Annotated in this window: 14 protein-coding genes, 1 tRNA gene and 1 other RNA gene; 6 read left to right on the forward strand and 10 right to left on the reverse strand. The window is 71.4% G+C overall.

Translation table 11 applies throughout. The annotated features are described in order from the left end of the window. Positions 1-75 precede the first annotated feature (75 nt). Together ACIBJE_RS22480 and leuA are read left to right on the forward strand one after the other, a co-directional pair. A complete protein-coding gene (locus tag ACIBJE_RS22480) occupies positions 76-714 on the forward strand; it encodes a nitroreductase family protein (RefSeq protein ID WP_396751261.1) in 639 nt (212 codons plus the stop codon). A gap of 389 nt (positions 715-1103) precedes the next feature. Continuing rightward, the gene (leuA, locus tag ACIBJE_RS22485; protein WP_396751306.1) at positions 1104-2795 is read left to right on the forward strand and encodes a 2-isopropylmalate synthase; all 1692 of its coding nucleotides are present in this window, start codon (positions 1104-1106) and stop codon (positions 2793-2795) included. 256 nt (positions 2796-3051) lie between these two features. Here leuA and ACIBJE_RS22490 read toward each other — a convergent pair whose 3' ends face one another. Then, positions 3052-4527, reverse strand: a complete 1476-nt coding sequence (locus ACIBJE_RS22490) for an MFS transporter (protein WP_396751263.1) — start codon at positions 4525-4527, stop codon at positions 3052-3054. 139 nt (positions 4528-4666) lie between these two features. Between ACIBJE_RS22490 and ACIBJE_RS22495 the strand changes: the two genes are divergently transcribed. Beyond that, entirely contained in the window at positions 4667-5281 is a 615-nt protein-coding gene (locus ACIBJE_RS22495) for an HNH endonuclease family protein (protein WP_396751265.1), read from the forward strand. Further along, on the forward strand, positions 5272-5649 hold the full coding sequence (locus ACIBJE_RS22500; RefSeq protein WP_396751267.1) for a hypothetical protein: 378 nt from the start codon (positions 5272-5274) through the stop codon (positions 5647-5649). Before ACIBJE_RS22495 ends, ACIBJE_RS22500 begins: the two co-directional genes overlap by 10 nt. Positions 5650-5775: 126 nt before the next feature. Here ACIBJE_RS22500 and ACIBJE_RS22505 read toward each other — a convergent pair whose 3' ends face one another. From ACIBJE_RS22505 to ACIBJE_RS22535, 7 genes are all read right to left on the reverse strand, one after another. Further along, complete coding sequence (locus tag ACIBJE_RS22505; protein WP_396751269.1) at positions 5776-6879, reverse strand: ABC transporter ATP-binding protein; 1104 nt, start codon at positions 6877-6879, stop codon at positions 5776-5778. Then, positions 6876-7898, reverse strand: coding sequence for an ABC transporter ATP-binding protein (locus tag ACIBJE_RS22510; protein WP_396751271.1), 1023 nt, complete (start codon positions 7896-7898; stop codon positions 6876-6878). The genes ACIBJE_RS22505 and ACIBJE_RS22510 overlap by 4 nt, the downstream gene beginning before the upstream one ends. 8 nt (positions 7899-7906) lie before the next feature. Beyond that, positions 7907-8878, reverse strand: a complete 972-nt coding sequence (locus tag ACIBJE_RS22515) for an ABC transporter permease (RefSeq protein WP_396751273.1) — start codon at positions 8876-8878, stop codon at positions 7907-7909. Beyond that, a complete protein-coding gene (locus ACIBJE_RS22520; RefSeq protein ID WP_396751275.1) occupies positions 8875-9879 on the reverse strand; it encodes an ABC transporter permease in 1005 nt (334 codons plus the stop codon). Before ACIBJE_RS22520 ends, ACIBJE_RS22515 begins: the two co-directional genes overlap by 4 nt. A 74-nt stretch (positions 9880-9953) precedes the next feature. Beyond that, positions 9954-11618, reverse strand: coding sequence for an ABC transporter substrate-binding protein (locus ACIBJE_RS22525; protein WP_396751277.1), 1665 nt, complete (start codon positions 11616-11618; stop codon positions 9954-9956). A 318-nt stretch (positions 11619-11936) separates the two neighbouring features. Further along, the gene (gene recR / locus ACIBJE_RS22530; protein ID WP_396751279.1) at positions 11937-12530 is read right to left on the reverse strand and encodes a recombination mediator RecR; all 594 of its coding nucleotides are present in this window, start codon (positions 12528-12530) and stop codon (positions 11937-11939) included. Between the two features lie 8 nt (positions 12531-12538). Further along, a complete protein-coding gene (locus ACIBJE_RS22535; protein ID WP_222433135.1) occupies positions 12539-12847 on the reverse strand; it encodes a YbaB/EbfC family nucleoid-associated protein in 309 nt (102 codons plus the stop codon). Between the two features lie 160 nt (positions 12848-13007). On the opposite strand from ACIBJE_RS22535, the gene ACIBJE_RS22540 reads away from it, so the two are divergent. Further along, positions 13008-14069 carry a DUF2332 domain-containing protein gene (locus ACIBJE_RS22540; RefSeq protein WP_396751280.1) on the forward strand — a complete coding sequence of 354 codons (1062 nt, stop codon included), beginning with the start codon at positions 13008-13010 and terminating at the stop codon, positions 14067-14069. Between the two features lie 43 nt (positions 14070-14112). On the opposite strand, the gene ACIBJE_RS22545 is transcribed toward ACIBJE_RS22540, so the two are convergent. Both ACIBJE_RS22545 and ffs read right to left on the reverse strand, forming a co-directional pair. Continuing rightward, a complete protein-coding gene (locus tag ACIBJE_RS22545; protein WP_396751281.1) occupies positions 14113-16626 on the reverse strand; it encodes a DNA polymerase III subunit gamma and tau in 2514 nt (837 codons plus the stop codon). 111 nt (positions 16627-16737) lie between these two features. Continuing rightward, positions 16738-16827, reverse strand: an RNA gene (gene ffs, locus ACIBJE_RS22550) — signal recognition particle sRNA small type. Between the two features lie 81 nt (positions 16828-16908). Between ffs and ACIBJE_RS22555 the strand changes: the two genes are divergently transcribed. Then, a tRNA-Ser gene (locus ACIBJE_RS22555) sits at positions 16909-16993 on the forward strand. Positions 16994-17464 lie beyond the last annotated feature (471 nt).

A 17464-nucleotide genomic window follows, 5' to 3' on the forward strand; every position in this document is an offset into this window, starting at 1 on the left:
CGCCACGGGTGCGGTTGATCACACCAGGTCACTCTTCCGTTCCAATGGGTGACGCGGTAAGGAAAGCTCGGAGCCATGGCCGAACTCTCCCCGCTGCTCGCCGCACGCTGGAGCCCGCACGCGTTCGACCCGTCGGCGGAACTCACCGACGGTGAGGCCGCCTCCCTGCTGGAGGCGGCCCGCTGGGCACCCTCGGCGGGGAACCGTCAGCCATGGCGGTTCCTCCTGGGCCGGCGCGCCGACGAGGCGTACAAGCGGCTCTTCGTGCACCTGGCCGTCGAGAACCAGCGCTGGGCGGGACAGGCCTCGGCCCTGCTCCTCGGCGCGTACCGGCTGCCGACGGGACCGGCCGTGGCCACCCCCGCCCCGGCCGCACCGGCGCGGGCCGCCGACGTTCCCGGGCCCGCCGCGTACGACCGGGCACAGGCGGCGTACGACCAGGCCCAGGCGGCGTACGACCTGGGGCAGGCGGTGGCGCACCTGACCGTGCAGGCCGGCACCCTCGGCCTGCACGTGCACCAGATGACCGGCTTCGACCGGGCCGGCCTCGCCGTCGATCTGGCGCTGCCCGACGACGTCCGCCCGCACGTCGTGGTGGCGATCGGCCGACTCGGCGACCCGCTCTCCCTTCCCGAGGACCTGCGCCGACGGGAGACCGAACTGCGCCACCGGTGTCCCGCCACCGATCTGCTGCTCGGGCCGTCGCCGGGCTGAGCTGGAGGTTGTCGGCTTCGTCTCATAGTCCGGAAGGTCATTTCCGTGAGCCAACCTGATCACGTAGGGTCACCAATATCATGTGGCAGGCGAGCCTCCTCCTTCCTTGCCGCGACGAGGCCCATCCGGCCGGCACCTCGTCGCGGGTCTGACGCGCGCCGTCCAGCACACCGAATTCGTCCGGACCGATCCGGGTCCGATCTCCGATCGTCGGCACTGACGCCGACCTCTCGACGCTGACGCCACATGATCAACGGGAGCACTCCGCCATGGCCCAGTCCGCCGGCACCAACGATGTCGAACCCGATTCCCGGGTAACCGTCGACCCCGCCACCCACGACACCCGTTCCGCCGCCGCCGACCCGATCGCCCGGCAGCAGCCCAGCCGCATGCCGTACCACCGGTACCAGCCGTACCAGCAGCAGTTCCGGATCGACCTGCCCGACCGGCAGTGGCCGGGCCGGCACATCGAGGCCGCCCCCCGCTGGTGCGCGGTCGACCTGCGCGACGGCAACCAGGCGCTCATCGACCCGATGTCCCCGGAGCGCAAGCGCCGGATGTTCCAGCTGCTGGTGCAGATGGGCTACAAGGAGATCGAGGTCGGCTTCCCGTCGGCCAGCCAGACCGACTACGACTTCGTCCGACAGCTCATCGAGCAGGACCTGATCCCGGACGACGTCACCATCCAGGTGCTCACCCAGTGCCGGGAACACCTGATCGACCGGACCTTCGAGTCGCTGCGCGGCGCGAAGCGGGCGATCGTCCACTTCTACAACTCCACCTCGACGCTCCAGCGCCGGGTGGTGTTCGGGCTGGACCGCGCGGGCATCACCGACATCGCCACGCAGGGTGCCCGGCTGTGCCGGAAGTACGCCGAGATCCACACCCCGGACACCGACATCTTCTACGAGTACTCCCCCGAGTCGTACACCGGCACGGAGCTGGACTACGCGCTGGAGGTCTGTGCGGCGGTGATCGACGCGATCGACCCGACGCCGGCCCGACCGCTGATCATCAACCTGCCGGCCACCGTCGAGATGGCCACCCCGAACCTGTACGCCGACTCGATCGAGTGGATGCACCGGCGACTGCCCCGCCGGGACAGCCTGGTGCTCAGCCTGCACCCGCACAACGACCGGGGCACCGGTGTGGCCGCCGCCGAGCTGGGCCTGCTGGCCGGGGCGGACCGGGTCGAGGGCTGCCTCTTCGGCAACGGCGAGCGCACCGGCAACGTCGACCTGGTGACGCTGGGGCTGAACCTCTTCTCGCAGGGCGTCGACCCGCAGATCGACTTCTCCCGGATCGACGAGATCAAGCGGGCTGTCGAGTACTGCAACCAGCTGCCGGTGCACGAGCGCCACCCGTACGCCGGTGACCTGGTCTACACCGCGTTCTCCGGCTCCCACCAGGATGCGATCAAGAAGGGCTTCGACGCGCTGCACGCCGACGCGGCGGCGGCCGGGGTGCCGGTCGACGAGTTCGCCTGGGCGGTGCCATACCTGCCGATCGACCCGAAGGACCTGGGCCGCACCTACGAGGCGGTCATCCGGGTCAACTCGCAGTCCGGCAAAGGCGGTGTGGCATACGTCATGAAGACCGAGCACCAGCTCGACCTGCCCCGTCGGCTCCAGATCGAGTTCTCCGGGGTGGTCCAGCAGGTCACCGATCACGGCGGCGGCGAGGTCGACCCCGCCACGATGTGGAAGATCTTCGCCAGCCAGTACCTGGTCGACCACCAGACCACGCCGGTGGTGTCGCTGGCCGACTACACGATCGGCACCACCGAGGGCAAGGTCGAAATCTCCGCCCAGGTCGACTTCGGCGGGGAGCGCCGGGCCCTGGCGGCGGTCGGCAACGGCCCGATCGACGCGTACGTCAACGCGTTGCAGTCGCTGGGCGTGGCGGTCCGGGTGCTCGACTACCACGAGCACGCACTCTCCTCCGGCGGTGACGCCCAGGCCGCCGCGTACGTCGAGTGCGAGGTCGACGGACGTACGGTCTGGGGCGTCGGCATGGACGCGAACATCGTCACCGCCTCCGTGAAGGCGGTGACCAGCGCGGTCAACCGCGCCCGTCGCTGAGCATCCCGCCTGCTTGAGGGCCGGCGCGGCATCTCGAGACGCCGCCTAGGAAGGGTCCCCGCCGTCGCGCGGGGACCCTTCCTCGTATCCGGGTCCGATCCGCGCGCCCCGGCACGACCGGGCGACGCGGTTTGCCCGGACTCACCCGCGTGTCCGGCCCACCTGGCACGACCGGGGCGACGCGGTTTGCCCGGACTCTTCCGCGTGTCCGGCCCACCTGGCACGACCGGGGCGACGCGGTCTGCCTGCTCGACGGCTAGCCCCGCCTCGCGTCCCGCTCCTGCCCGGCGGCGGTCGACTCGGCGGCCGGGGCACCGGTCAGCAGGAGCCCGGCCAGCAGGGCGGCGGCCAGCAGGAGCCCCGCGCACCAGAGCAGCGCGCCCCGGTAGGCGTGGGTCAGCTCGGCGGCCTGCTCGTAGCCGGTGCCGGAGAGGCCCACCAACAGGGGCAGCGCGGCCACCGCCAGCAGGCCGCCGACGCGGGAGGCGGCGTTGTTGAAGCCGCTGGCCACCCCGGCGAACCGGTCGGCGACCGCGGCCAGCACCGAGGCGGTCAACGGCGCCACCACCAGGGTGAGACCGAGGCCGAACAGGGCCACCCCGGGCAGCACGTCCGTCCAGTACGAGGCGCCAGGTCCGACCCCACGCAGGAGCAGCAGACCGGCGGCGGCGAGCACCGGCCCGACGGCCAGCGGCAGTCGGGGGCCGATCCGCCCGGCGAGCGCTCCGGCGCGGGCCGAACCGACCAGGAGCAGCAGGGTCATCGGCAGGGTGGCCAGCCCGGTCCGCAGCGCCGACCAGCCGACCACGTTCTGGAGGTGGACGGCGAGAAAGAAGGTGAAGCCGCCGAGCGCCGCGTACACCGCCACGGTGAACGCGTTCAGCACGGTGAAGCGCCGGCTGCGGAACAGGGTGGGCGGCAGCATCGCCCCCTCCCCTCGTCGCCGCTCGACCAGCACGAAGGCCGCTGCCGCGATCACCCCGACCAGCGCCGCGCCCAGTACCGGCAGAGCGGTCGGTCCGCGGCCGGGGGCGTCGATCAGTGCGTACGTGACCCCGGCCAGGCCGAGCGCGCCGAGCAACGCCCCGAGCACGTCGAACCGACGGCGGTGCCCGGGCACGCCGCGACGGGAGACGTCCTCGTCGCGACTCTCCGGCATCCATCGCAGCGCTACCAGCACCAGCGGCACGGCGAGAACCACGTTGACGAAGAAGATCCACCGCCAGGAGAAGGTGTCGATCAACCAGCCGCCGACGAACGGACCGAGCGCGGTGGAGACGCCGGAGAGGCCGGCCCAGGTGCCGATCGCCCGACCTCGGTCGTCGGGGTGGAAACTGGCCTGGAGCACCGACAGCGAGCCGGGGGTGAGCAACGCACCGCCCGCACCCTGGAGGATCCGGGCCGCGATCAGCCAGCCGGTGCCCTGTGCCAGGCCGCAGAGCACCGAGGCGAGGGCGAACCAGAGTACGCCGTACAGGAAGACCCGGCGTCGGCCGAAGCGGTCACCGAGGGCCCCGCCGAGCAGGACGAACGCGGCGAGCATCAGCGCGTAGCCGTTGATCGTCCACTGGAGATCGGCGACGGTCGCCCCGAGGTCGGCGCCGAGCCGGGGCAGGGCCACGTTCACCACCGTCGAGTCCAGGAAGACCATGCCGGAGGCGAGAATCGCGGCGAGCAGCGTTCCCCGCCCGGCGGCGGTGCCGGTCCGCAGGGTGGCCGAGTCGGCGTTCATGGTCTCCAATCTGCCTCTTCGGATATGAGAGTTGCCACGAAACGCCGAAACCGCACCCCCGTTGCCGTGCGGATCCCCCGGGACCCCGCAAGCTGGAAGGGTGTCGTCTCCACATACCAGAACAGGCCATCGTGCCCTCGTGGCGACCGCGTTCGTCGCGGTACTCGCCGTCGGCGCCGCCGGTTGCGTCACCGTGACGGAACCGGACGCCCCGCCCCCGGGCAGCGGCGGCAATGCCAGCGAGAAGCTGGGGACACTGACCGTGGCGAAGGCCGGTTCGATGCGGGGCTACAGTCGGGAACGGTTCCCGCACTGGCGGGACACCGGCAAGAACTGCGACGTCCGGGACAGCGTCCTGGAGCGGGACGGCAGCGACATCAAGCGCTCCGGCTGCAACGTGGTCGCCGGCCGCTGGGAGAGCGTGTACGACAACCGCGCCTTCACCGACCCGTCCGACGTGGACATCGACCACATGGTGCCGTTGGCGAACGCGTGGCGTTCGGGCGCGCACGAGTGGGACGACACGCGGCGGGGCGAGTTCGCCAACGACCTGACCCGGCCGCAGCTCATCGCGGTTTCGGCCTCCTCCAACCGGGCAAAGGGCGACCAGGACCCGTCGCAGTGGAAGCCGGCGAACCGTTCGTACTGGTGCGAGTACGCCGAGAGCTGGGTGACGGTCAAGCACCACTGGCAGCTCTCGGTGACCAGTGCCGAGAAGACCGCCCTGGCGGACATGTTGGAGGAGTGCTCGTGAGTGAGCGGGTCGGTACCGAGGCGGCCACGCCGGGGAACGGAACCTCACCGGCTCCGGCGGCGGACGGAACGCCGTCAGCTCCGGCAGGGGACACGGCCATGGCAGCTCCGGCCGGCGAGCCGCAGAGCCGGACCGCCGACATCGTGCCCGGTCCCGGCGGGGTGATGACCGACGAGGTGGGCGTGGTGACCGGGGAGCTGACCCTGCGCACCGAGTTCGCCGCCGGTCAGGTCACCCTCCGGGTGCAGTACCGGGAGGCCGACGAGTGGTACACGGTGACCGGCGGCCGGGTTGCGCTGCCGGACGTGTCGGGGCTGGACGCCGTGCACGGCGTCGCCGTCGGACTGCTCCACCGCCCCGAAGGCTGACCGGCCACGCCGGCCCCGCCCGCTGAGGTGGTTGCAGGGGACCCTTCCTCCGCAAAAAGCGGTAACAAGGGTCCCCTGCTACCACCTCACACGTATCAGTACCACCTCACACGTACGGCTACCAGCTCACACGTACGAGCCGGGCTCGGTCGGCGCGGAGACCACGCCGGGTGCCTCGCCCTCGCCGGCCGGGCGGACGATTTCGGCGTCCACCCGGTGCGGGCGCAGTTCGCCGCTGGAGATCTGCTCCGCCCAGTGGCAGGCGACCCGGCTGCGGCCGATCTGCCGCAGCACCGGCCGCTCGTCGGCGCAGCGGGTCGGCTGGGCCCACGGGCAGCGGGTGTGGAACCGGCAGCCGGACGGCGGGTTGGCCGGTGAGGGCAGGTCGCCGGCGAGCAGGATCCGCTCCCGCCGGTCCTCCACGTCCGGGTCCGGCACCGGCACCGCCGACATCAGCGCCCGGGTGTACGGGTGCAGCGGCTCGGTGTAGAGCCGGTCGCTCGGCGCCTCCTCGACCAGCGCACCCAGGTACATCACGCCCACCACGTCGGAGATGTGCCGCACCACCGCGAGGTCGTGCGCGATCACCAGGTAGGTGAGACCGAGGTTCTCCTGGAGTTCGTCGAGGAGGTTCACCACCTGCGCCTGGATCGAGACGTCCAGGGCGGAGACCGGCTCGTCGGCGACGATCAGCTCGGGACCGAGCACCAGCGCCCGCGCGATGCCGATGCGCTGCCGCTGGCCGCCCGAGAACTCGTGCGGGTAGCGGGAGAGCGCCCAGCGGGGCAGCCCCACCGCGTCCAGCGTCTCGCTGATGATCCGGCGACGCTCGTCCCGACCGTCGCCGATGCCGTGCGCGTGGAGCCCCTCGGTGAGGATCGACTCGACGTTCTGCCGGGGGTCCAGGCTCGACATCGGGTCTTGGAAGATCATCTGCATCCGGCGACGCATGCCGCGCAGCTTGGTCGGCGGCATCCGGGTCAGATCGATGCCGTCGAAGGTCACCTTGCCGCCAGTGGGCGGCGTGAGCTGGAGCAGTGCCCGGCCGAGCGTGGACTTGCCGCAGCCGGACTCGCCGACCAGCCCGTACGTCCGGCCCCGGGGAATGTCCAGGTCGACCCCGTCGACCGCCTTGACGTGGCCCACCACCCGGTCGAAGAGCAAACCCCGGGTGATCGGGAAGTGCACCTTCAGGTCGCGTACCTCGACGAGGATCTCGTTCTCGGTCACGCCTTGTCCTCCTCACGGCGGGTGCCGACGGGCGGTTCGCTGCCCGGGACCGGGGCCGGGTTGACGCAGCGGTAGCTGCGGCCGTCGTGGGTCAGCACCAGCTCGGGCGGTCCCTCCACACAGGCGTCGACCCGGCGGGCGCAGCGTGGGGCGAACGCGCACCCCTCCGGCCAGGGCAGCAGGTCGCGCACCGAGCCCGGGATGGGGGTCAGGCGCTCGCCGCGCCCGGCGTCCAGGCGCGGTACCGAACCGAGCAGACCCACCGTGTACGGGTGCCTGGGCTGGGCGAACAGCGGCCGGCGTCGGGCGGTCTCCACCACCCGACCGCCGTAGAGCACGTTGATCGTGTCGCACATGCCGGCGACCACCCCGAGATCGTGGGTGATCATCACCAGCGCGGTGTCCGAGTCACGGACCAGCTCCTTGAGCAGCTCCAGGATCTGCGCCTGGATGGTCACGTCGAGGGCGGTGGTGGGCTCGTCGGCGATCAGCAGCCGGGGCTTGCAGGCCACCGCCATGGCGATCAGGGCGCGCTGGCGCATCCCGCCGGAGAGCTGGTGCGGGTACTCCTTGAGCCGCCGCTTCGGGTCGGGGATACCGACCCGGTCGAGCAGCTCGGCGGCCTCCTTCGTCGCCGCGTCCCCCTTCATGCCCCGGTGCCGGGTGAGCACCTCGGTCACCTGGAGTCCGATCGGGATGACCGGGTTCAGCGAGGAGAGCGGGTCCTGGAAGATCATCGCGACGTCCCGGCCCCGGATGTCGCGCCGGGACCGGTCGTCGAGCTGGAGCAGGTCGGTGCCGTCGAAGACGGCCTTGCCGCCGATCCGGGTGCCACGGTGCTTCGGCAGCAGCCCCATGATCGCCAGCGAGGTGACACTCTTGCCGCAGCCGGACTCGCCGACCAGGCCGACCACCTCGCCGGCGTCGACCGAGAAGGAGACCCCGTCGACGGCGTGCACGGTGCGCTGGCCGCGGCGGGAGAACGTGACGGAGAGGTCGTCCACGTCGAGCAGTGCCATTTTCGACCTCACTTCCGGAGCTTCGGGTCGAGAGCCTCGCGCATCGCCTCACCGAGCAGGGTGAAGCCGAGCGCGGTGATGATGATGGCGACCGCCGGGTAGATCGCCAGCGCCGGCCGGATGCCCAGGTACGGCTGTGCGTCGGCCAGCATCACACCCCACTCGGGGATCGTCGAGTCGGGGTTGCCCAGGCCCAGGAAGGAGAGTGCGGCGGCCTCGATGATCGCGGTGGCCAGGGTCAGGGTGGCCTGGACGATCACCGGGGCGAGCGAGTTCGGCACCACGTGGGTGATCGCGATCCGGGACCGCTTCACCCCGAGGGAGGTCGCCGCCAGCACGTAGTCGGTGTTGGACTGCGCAATCATCGAGCCGCGCAGCAGCCGGGCGAAGACCGGCACGGAGACCACGCCGACCGCGATCATCACGGTGGTGAGGCTCGCCCCGAGCAGCGCGGCGACGCTCACCGCGAGCAGCAGGCTGGGCAGAGCCAGCAGCATGTCGACGAAGCGCATCAGGGTGGTGTCCACCCAGCGGCCCCAGCGGCCGCCGAGGCCGGCAGAGGCACCGGCGATGCCGCCGATCAGCGCGCCGACGGCGAGCCCGATCAGGGTGGAGACCACACCGACCAGGAGGGTCTGCCGGGCTCCGACGATCATCCGACTGAACACGTCCCGGCCCTGGTGGTCGTAGCCGAGCCAGTGCTCGCCGGAGGGACCGGGGATGATGCCCTGCCCGGACTTGACCACACCCTCCCGGATGCCGATCGAGTCGGTCGCCCCGTACGGCACCAAGAACGGGCCGACGACCGCGACCAGAACGAAGAGAGCCAGGATCACCGCGCCGACGATGGCGGCCGGGTTGCGGCGCAGCCGCCGGAACGCCTCCTGCCAGAGGCTGACGCCACGCTCGTCGTCGCGGACGGCGGCGAGTTCGGCGAGCCGGTCGATCTTGTCGCGCTTCTTGCCGGGGGTGATGGTCATCGCACCCTCACCCTCGGGTCGATCAGGCTGTAGGAGAGGTCGACTATCAGGTTCACCAGCACGTACACCACCGCGATGATCAGGATGAAGCCCATGAGTACGGGGTAGTCGCGCTGGCTGATCGACTCGGCGACGAACGCCCCGATGCCGCTGAAGGCGAAGACGGTCTCGGTGAGCACCGCGCCGGAGAGCAGACCGCCGGCGAGCAGACCGATCGAGGTGGCCACCGGCAGCATGGCGTTGCGCAGCACGTGCCGCCGCCGGACCACGTTCTCGGTCAGGCCCTTGGCCTCGGCGGTCCGGACGAAGTCCTCGCCGAGCACCTCCAGGACGCTGGCCCGGGTGATCCGGACGATGATGGCCAACGGGATGCTCGCCAGCGCGACGCCGGGGAGCACCAGGTGCCAGATGGCGTCGGCGGCGGCGTCCCATTCGCGGGTCATCAGCCCGTCGAGGACGAAGAAGTTGGTGATGCGGGTGGCCTCGATGGTCGGGTCCTGCCGGCCGCTGGAGGGGAACCAGCCCAGGTTCTCCGCGAAGATCGCCTTGAGCACGTAGGCCAGGAAGAAGACCGGGATGCAGATGCCGATCAGCGAGCCGCCGACCGACAGGTGGTCGAGGAGCTGGCCGCGACGACGGGCGGCCAGGTAGCCCAGCGGGATGCCGACGCCGATCGCGATGATCATGGCCATCACGGTCAGCTCGACGGTGCCGGGGAAGCGCTGGAGGAACTCCGTGGTGACCTCCCGCTTGGTGGAGGTCGAGGTGCCCAGGTCCAGCCGGACCAACCGGCGGATGAACCGGCCGTACTGCACCAGGATCGGCTCGTCGAGGCCGAGGTTGCGGCGGATCGCGGCACGCATCTCGGGAGTGCCCCGCTCACCGAGGATCGCGGTCTCCGGACCGCCGGGCAGTCGGCGCAACCAGATGAAGAGCAGGATGGAGAGCCCGAACAGGGTGGGTATCAACTGCAGCAGGCGTCTGACGATGAACCGGAACACGGCGGCCTCGAAGGGGTGCGGAGGGATGCGGGCGGGCGCTGTGGTCAGCGCCCGCCCGCGTTCCTTGCTTCAGGTCAGGACTTGAACTCGGCGGTGGAGAACCGCTCGTCGGTCAGCGGGCTCGCCTTGACGCCCGTCACGTCCTTGCCGAAGACGATCGCCGGCGGCGAGTGCGAGATCGGCACACCCGGCAGGAAGGTCATGATGTCCGCGTTCAGCTCCTTGTACAGCTCGACCCGGGCGCCCATGTCGGCGGTGGTGTCGGCCTTCTGGAACTTGTCGAACAGCGGCTTGTTGTTGAAGCCCCACTCGTCCTTCGGCCGGTCGAACATGGTGCCGATGAAGTTGTAGCCGTCGCCGTAGTCACCGGTCCACCCGAGGAAGTGGATGTCGTGCGCGCTGCCCGAGGTGGTGGCGTTCAGGTAGTCCGGGCTCCACTTGAGCGGGATCGGCTGGACGGTGATGCCGACCGCCTTCAGGTCCGCCGAGAGCAGCTCGAAGATGTCCTTCGGGTTCGGCATGTACGGCCGGGTGACCTCGGTCGGGTAGTGGAACCGCAGGGTCAGGTTCGACGCGCCCGCCTCGGCCAGCAACTGCTTGGCCTTCTCCGGGTTGTAGTCGTACTTGGTGACGTTGCCGTTCCAGCCCTCGACGGTGTCCGGGAAGAAGTTCTCCGCGACCTTCGCGCCCGGGGGCAGCTTCGAGTCGACCAGCGCCTGCCGGTTGAGGGCGTGCGCGATGGCCTGCCGGACCTTGACGTCGGCCAGCTTCGGGTTCCCCTTCTGGTTGATCGCCAGGTAGAGGATGTTGAAGGCCGGGCGGGTGAGGAGGTTGAAGCCCTCGCCCTTCAGCGGCTCGACGTCGGCCGGGCCGACCAGGTCGTACCCCTGGATGTCACCGGAGCGCAGCGCCTGCTTGCGCGCGTTCTCGTCGGAGATGGTCTTGAAGATCAGGGTCTTCAGCTTGGCCTTGCTGCCGGCGTAGTCCTCGTTCCGCTCCAGGGTCAGCGTCTTGTTGGCGATGTCCCAGGACTTGAACTTGAACGGACCGGTGCCGGTCGGGTGCTCCGTCGCGTACGGGGGGTACTTGATGTCCTCGGCGGTGCCGCTGACGGTGCTCGCCTGGTACTGCTCAAGCGCCTTGGGGCTGTGCATGGAGAACGACGGCAGCATCAGCGCGGCCGGGATCTTGCTGGAGACCCGGGTGAATGCCAGGTCGACCGTGGTGGCGTCCTTGGCGGTGCAGGACTTGAAGAGGCTCGTCGGCAGTTCCGGGTCCTCGTTCTTGGCGAAGCCGCCCATGACGTCCTGCCAGTACGGGGTCACGTCCGGGCTCTGCATCAGGCCCGTGGCGTTGTACCAGCGGTTGAAGTTGACGCAGACGGCCTCGGCGTTGAAGTCGGTGCCGTCGTGGAACTTCACGCCGGAGCGGAGCTTGAAGGTCCAGGTCGTGCCGGCCGCGTCCGGCGTCCAGGACTCGGCCAGGCCGGGAGTCACCTTGGTGCCGCCCTCCTCGGGGCGGACCAGGGTCTCGAAGACCTGACGCGCCATGCGCAGCGACTCACCGTCGCTGGCAAAGCTGGGGTCGAGCACCTTCGGGTCTCCGGCGACGCCGAAGACGAGAGTGTCCTTCTTGCTACCGCCGGAGTCGTCGCCGCGGTCACTCTCGGCGCAGCCTGCTACCGCGAGGGCCGCGGCCGCGACGGCCGCCAGCGCGACCTTCGACCTGGGTGCACGCATGGGTGCTTCACCTCGTCCTAGGGGGTACGGACAACCTGGTGACAGGGGTCACCGATGGCGGTGACCTTAGCCCCCGTTCGGACTTCCCCGGAACTATTGACGAAGCTGTTGGTACCGGATCGTGTCTTTACCGCTGCGACGCGCGCCGGATGGGCCCGTTTTCCGCCCTGGAATGGGACGGTTCGCCCCGGTTCACCTATACGAATTTGTTACATCGAATGTCGAGCCCGGCCGGGCCATGTCAGACCCGGACGGATTGGTCCCACCACAGTGGACCGACGCCACCGGGGTGGGTGGCGTCGGTCCACTGCGGACTTCTCAGACGGCGCGCCGTCCCTCGAACGCACGCCCCAGGGTGATCTCGTCGGCGTACTCCAGGTCGCCGCCGACCGGCAGGCCGCTGGCCAACCGGGTCACCGCGATGCCCATCGGTTTGACCATCAGGGCCAGGTACGTCGCGGTCGCCTCACCCTCGGTGTTCGGGTCGGTGGCGAGGATCAGCTCCCGGACGGTGCCGGTGCCGAGCCGGACCAACAGCTCCCGGATGCGGAGATTGTCCGGACCGATCCCCTCCAGCGGGTTGATCGCCCCACCGAGCACGTGGTAGCGGCCCCGGAACTCACCGGTCCGCTCGATCGCCACCACGTCCTTGGGCTCCTCGACCACGCAGAGCACCTCGTCGGTACGGCGCGGGTCGCGGCAGATCCGGCACTGCTCGGACTCGGCGACGTTGTAGCAGCTCGTGCAGAACCGCACCAGCTCCTTGACCTTGCGCAACGCGCCGGCCAGCCGGTTGACGTCGGCCGGGTCGGCGGAGAGGACGTGGAAGGCGATCCGCTGGGCGCTCTTCGGGCCGACGCCCGGCAGCCGTCCCAGCTCGTCGATCAGGTCCTGGATGGCACCCTCGTACATGCAGCGACTCAGAACCCGGGCAGGCCGAGGCCACCCATGCCGCCGGCCACCGGGCCCATCTTCTGCTCGGTCAGCTCCCGAGCCGCCTCGGTGGCGTTGTGCACGGCCGCGACGACGAGATCCTCCAGGGTCTCCACGTCCTCCGGGTCGACCGCCTTCGGGTCGATCCGGATCGCCTTGAGGTCCCCGGATCCGGAGACGGTCGCGGTGACCAGGCCACCGCCGGCGGTGCCGGTCAGCTCCGCCTCGGCCAGCTCGGCCTGCGCCTTGGCGATCTGCTGCTGCATCTTCTGCGCCTGCTTCAGCATCTGCTGCATGTTCGGCTGTCCACCTGGGCGCACGGATGGCTCCTTCTCGCACTCGTCCCACTCGGCCGCCGCCAGCCTAACCGCTGTGAGCAGCCTCGCTCCGCGCGGTGCTTTCCGCCGCGGCGCGTTCCGGTGCACGATCACGGTGAGCCCACCGGAGGGAGCGCCGATGTCCCGGGAACAGACCGCCGAGGCCATGGGACAGCAGGCCCGCGCGTGCGCGCAAATGGCCGCCGGGCTCTACGCCGACCTGCTCGTCCGGGCCGCCGCCGACGTCCGCGCCGGCGGGCCGTGCGCCACCGTCCTCCAGGGGTACGAGGACGCGCCCGCCGGGGCGGCCGTGTCGCTGCGCCTGCTCGGTGGGGTGCACGCCCTGGTGCTCACCGGGGCCGCCCCGGAACTGGCCCGGTACTACCCGAGCGCCGGTGGGGCGTACCGCCCCCGGGACGCGGACGCTTGCTGGGCGGCGTTCCGGGACACCGTCGCCGGCTCGCCGGACACGCTGCGGCAGTGGCTGCGCCGCCCGCCGCAGACCAACGAGGTCGGGCGGGCGCACCTGCTGATCACCGGCCTGCTGTACGCCCTCGGCGAGCTGGGCGACCTGCCGGTACGCCTGGTCGAGCTGGGGGCCAGCGGCGGGCTGAACCTGCGCGCCGACCGGTTCCGGGTCGAGGCGGACGACTTCGCCTGGGGACCGGTCGACTCCCCGGTCCGGCTGCCCGACGCCTGGCGGGGCACGGTGCCGGGCTGGCTCCAGGAGGCCGCCGGGGCGTACCCGGAGGTGACCGTGGTGGAGCGGCTCGGCTGCGATCCCGACCCGCTCGACCCGGGCGACCCCGCGGACGCGCTCGCGCTGCGGGCGTACCTCTGGCCGGAGCACACCACCCGCGCGGCGCGGCTGGCCGGGGCGCTGGAGCTGGCCGGACGCCTGCCGGTGCGGATGCACGCCGCCGGGGCGGCCGACTTCCTCGCCGGCGTCGGTCCCCGCCCGGACGTCCTCACCGTGATCTGGCACTCGGTGATGCGGCAGTACGTGCCGGCCGACGAGTGGCGGCGGGTCAGCACCGAGATCGACCGGCTGGCCGGCAGCGGCGCGCCGGTCGCGCACGTGTCGTTCGAGCCGGGCCCGGTGGACGGCTCCCGCTTCCAGCTGCGGATCCGGCTCGGAGACCGCCCGGAACGGCTGCTCGCCGACGCCCACCCGCACGGTCTGCCCGCCTGGCTGCCCTGACCGGCAGCGCGCCGCGCCCTACCGGCCTGACCGGCACCGCGCCCTACCGGGCGTCGACCTCGTCGATCTTCTCGGCGCCGAACACCTCGCGGAGCAGCTGCACCGCCTGCTCCTCGCTGGACTGCCGGGCGGCCTTCTCGTCGATCACGTCGTCGAGCGGCTCGTCCCCCGGATCGAAGCCCTCGTAGTTCGGGACGGCCGGCTGCGGAGCCGCTGCCCCCGACGGCGCCCTGCCGGCGGTCCCGTTCGCCCGGCCGCCGCCGCGCAGCGGGCCGTCGTAGTCCGGGTCGTAGGGCGGTTCCCCGGCGAACTCGTCGTCCGCCGTCTTCCGGACCGCCTTGTCGGGACGCACCGCCCGACCTGCTGCGGCGGCCCGTGCGGCGGCTAGCGCACTGCTCACCGGGGCGGTTCCCGCACCGGCCGGTGCCGGTGGGGGCGTGGACGCGGCGGACCGGGACGCCGGTGCGGCGCTGTCGGCGGCCCGGGGCGGTGGCGGAGCGGACGGCGTGGAGGTCCCGCCCGGAACGGCCGGTGCGGGCCGCCCGTTCGGGACGTCCGGCGTGGCGGCGGTCCCGCCGGGACGCGCGGGCTCCGGCCAGTCCTCGGCCCCGCCGGGCGCGGCACCACCAGGACGGGCCGGTTCGGGCCAGTCCTCCTCGGCACCGGCCGACCCGCCGCCGTCTCCCTCAGGGTGGGCGGGCGGCGCCGCGCCGGCCGGGGGGCCGGACCGATCCGGAGCAGCCGGTCGCGCCGCCGGTGACGACGGGGCGGACCGTGCGGGTGGGGGCGCTGCGGCAGCCGGCCGGGACGGCCCGGCGGACGCCCGGGAGCCGCCCCGCTCACCGGCCACCTCGCACCGGATCTGCCAGCGCCCGCCGAGTTCCTCGTAGAGCGCGTCGGTGAGCACCTGGGCGTGGTCGGTCAACATCCTGGCCAGGACCGCCGACTTCACGGTCAGCACCAGGGTGTCACCGTCCAGGTCACGGACGACCGCGTCTCGCATCAGCGCGGCGATCTTCTTGTGGCTCCGGTTGACCTTGCCGACGACGTCGCCCCAGACCCGGCGGACCGAGACCGCGTCGACCGTTCCCGAGGGCGGAGCGTCAGGGCGGGGCGGGGCGGGGGTGACCGGGTCCGGCATGACCGCCTCCGGTGGCACCGCCCGGCGCGACGCGGCCGGCTCGGGAGCGGCGGCGGTCGGCACCCGTTCGGCGCCGGCCGGAGCGCGTTCCACAGCGGTGCTCCGCGACGGCGGAGGTGCGCCCCGGTCGGTCACCGGAGCCACCGGGGCGGGTGCGGCTTCCGGGCGGGCCGGAGCGGGCTCGGAGTGGGCCGAAGCGGCGGACTCGACGTGGGCCGGCGCAGCGTCGACGGCGGGGCCGAGGGCGGGAACGCCCAGGGTGAGCCGGCGTTCCATCCGCTCCAGGCGTTGCAGCAGGCCACCGGCGGAGTCGTCGACGCCGGGCAGGAGCATCCGGGCGCAGATCAGCTCCAGCAGCAGCCGGGGGGCAGTGGCGCCGCGCATCTCGACCAGGCCGTTGTGCACGATGTCGGCGCAGCGGGACAGCGTCGCCGGGCCGAGCCGCTGGGCCTGCGCCGTCATCCGCTCGACCTGATCGACCGGGCCGTCGATCAGGCCCTTGTCGGCGGCCTCCGGCACCTGCTGGAGCACGATCAGGTCGCGGAGGCGTTCGAGCAGGTCGGAGGCGAAGCGACGAGGGTCGTGCCCGGCCTCGGCAACCCGGTCGACGGTGGCGTACGCCGCCGCGCCGTCCCCGGCGGCGAGGGCGTCGCACATCTCGTCGATCAGCGCGGAGTCGGTGACGCCGAGCAGGGCGGCGGCCCGGGCGTAGCTGACCCCTTCCGGTCCCGCCCCGGCGATGAGCTGGTCGAGCACGGAGAGGCTGTCCCGGGCGCTGCCACCACCGGCCCGGACCACCAGCGGGAAGACCGCCGGGTCGACCGTGACCCCCTCGGCCTCGCAGAGCTGCTCCAGGTACGGCCGGAGCACCTTCGGCGGGATCAGCCGGAACGGGTAGTGGTGGGTCCGCGACTTGATCGTGCCGAGGACCTTCTCCGGCTCGGTGGTGGCGAAGATGAACTTGACGTACTCCGGGGGCTCCTCGACCAGCTTGAGCAGGGCGTTGAAGCCGGCCGACGAGACCATGTGCGCCTCGTCGATGACATAGATCTTGAATCGGCTGTTGGCCGGCGCGAAGAAGGCCTTCTCGCGCAGCTCACGGGCGTCGTCCACGCCACCGTGACTGGCCGCGTCGATCTCGATGACGTCGATCGAGCCGGCGCCGTCGCTGGTCAGCGACCGGCAGGAGCCACACTGGCCGCACGGCTCGGGGGTGGGACCCTGTTCGCAGTTGAGCGAACGGGCCAGGATCCGGGCGCTGGAGGTCTTGCCGCAGCCCCGGGGGCCGGAGAAGAGGTACGCGTGGTTCAACCGGCCACTACGCAACGCCTGCGACAGCGGCTCGGTCACGTGCTCCTGCCCGATGACCTCCGCGAACGTTCGCGGCCGGTACTTGCGGTAGAGCGCCAGTGCCACCCGTCCCGCCTCCTCTCGACCGAGCCATTCTGCGCCGGCCTGCCACGGGTGACCACCCACCCCGCCGGCCGGATGCCGACCGGAGGAGACGTTATCGGGCACCGGAGACGAAAAGGCCTCCCGTGCACCCGGCAGAGCTCGCTTATCCTTGCTGCCTTCCGGCCCTGGGGAGGTTCACGAGGTACCGCCGCACGGGAGGTGCACCCAGCCTACCCGACCCCGAGACGATCTTCAGGGGGTGGTGGGGTGAACGAGCCGGACGGGACCTGTATCCTGTTCGACGGAGGATTCGCCTAGAGGCCTAGGGCGCACGCTTGGAAAGCGTGTTGGGTTCACACCCTCACGAGTTCGAATCTCGTATCCTCCGCTCTGAGCAGGGTAAACGAACAGGGCCGGCCCCACGGGACCGGCCCTGAGTCGTCTCTACGGTCGCACTCGTCCCAGTTGTCGCCTCATCGCGGCAGCCGGCGGGTGCACTCCCCGTCGTGGCCGGGACGGAGCCCGAGCTGGTCGATGAGAAGTAGCGCTCTTCCGCCGAACGCCGAATACCGGCGTCCCGGCAGGTTCGGGTCCGAGTAGCACGACCTGAGGGCCGGCCCCATGGTGGACCTGCCCTCCGCCGTCTACACGCTCGCCCCGGCAGGCCGGTCGCGCTGCCCAGAATCGCTGGTCATCGTCTCCTGCCCGGTGTCGCTGGTTGGTGCGGTGATCGACTCAGGTTGCGGCATATCGAGGTTTCCGCAGCCTTGGGTTCAAGTGGTTGTTGCAACGGGGTGGATTCTCGTGAGGATGAGGGTTCATGCCAGGGAGACGGTTGTCGTCCGCGGAGCGGGCGCAG

This window comes from Micromonospora sp. NPDC050187 (assembly GCF_044459745.1).
Classification (GTDB): Bacteria; Actinomycetota; Actinomycetes; order Mycobacteriales; family Micromonosporaceae; genus Micromonospora.

Coding starts and splice junctions, on each gene's coding strand:
- leuA (WP_396751306.1), top strand. CDS start 1,104: ATGCCGTACCACCGGTACCAGCCGTACCAGCAGCAGTTCCGGATCGAC.
- ACIBJE_RS22515 (WP_396751273.1), bottom strand. CDS start 8,878: ATGACCATCACCCCCGGCAAGAAGCGCGACAAGATCGACCGGCTCGCC.
- ACIBJE_RS22525 (WP_396751277.1), bottom strand. CDS start 11,618: ATGCGTGCACCCAGGTCGAAGGTCGCGCTGGCGGCCGTCGCGGCCGCG.
- ACIBJE_RS22510 (WP_396751271.1), bottom strand. CDS start 7,898: ATGGCACTGCTCGACGTGGACGACCTCTCCGTCACGTTCTCCCGCCGC.
- ACIBJE_RS22535 (WP_222433135.1), bottom strand. CDS start 12,847: ATGCAGCAGATGCTGAAGCAGGCGCAGAAGATGCAGCAGCAGATCGCC.
- ACIBJE_RS22490 (WP_396751263.1), bottom strand. CDS start 4,527: ATGAACGCCGACTCGGCCACCCTGCGGACCGGCACCGCCGCCGGGCGG.
- ACIBJE_RS22480 (WP_396751261.1), top strand. CDS start 76: ATGGCCGAACTCTCCCCGCTGCTCGCCGCACGCTGGAGCCCGCACGCG.
- recR (WP_396751279.1), bottom strand. CDS start 12,530: ATGTACGAGGGTGCCATCCAGGACCTGATCGACGAGCTGGGACGGCTG.
- ACIBJE_RS22540 (WP_396751280.1), top strand. CDS start 13,008: ATGTCCCGGGAACAGACCGCCGAGGCCATGGGACAGCAGGCCCGCGCG.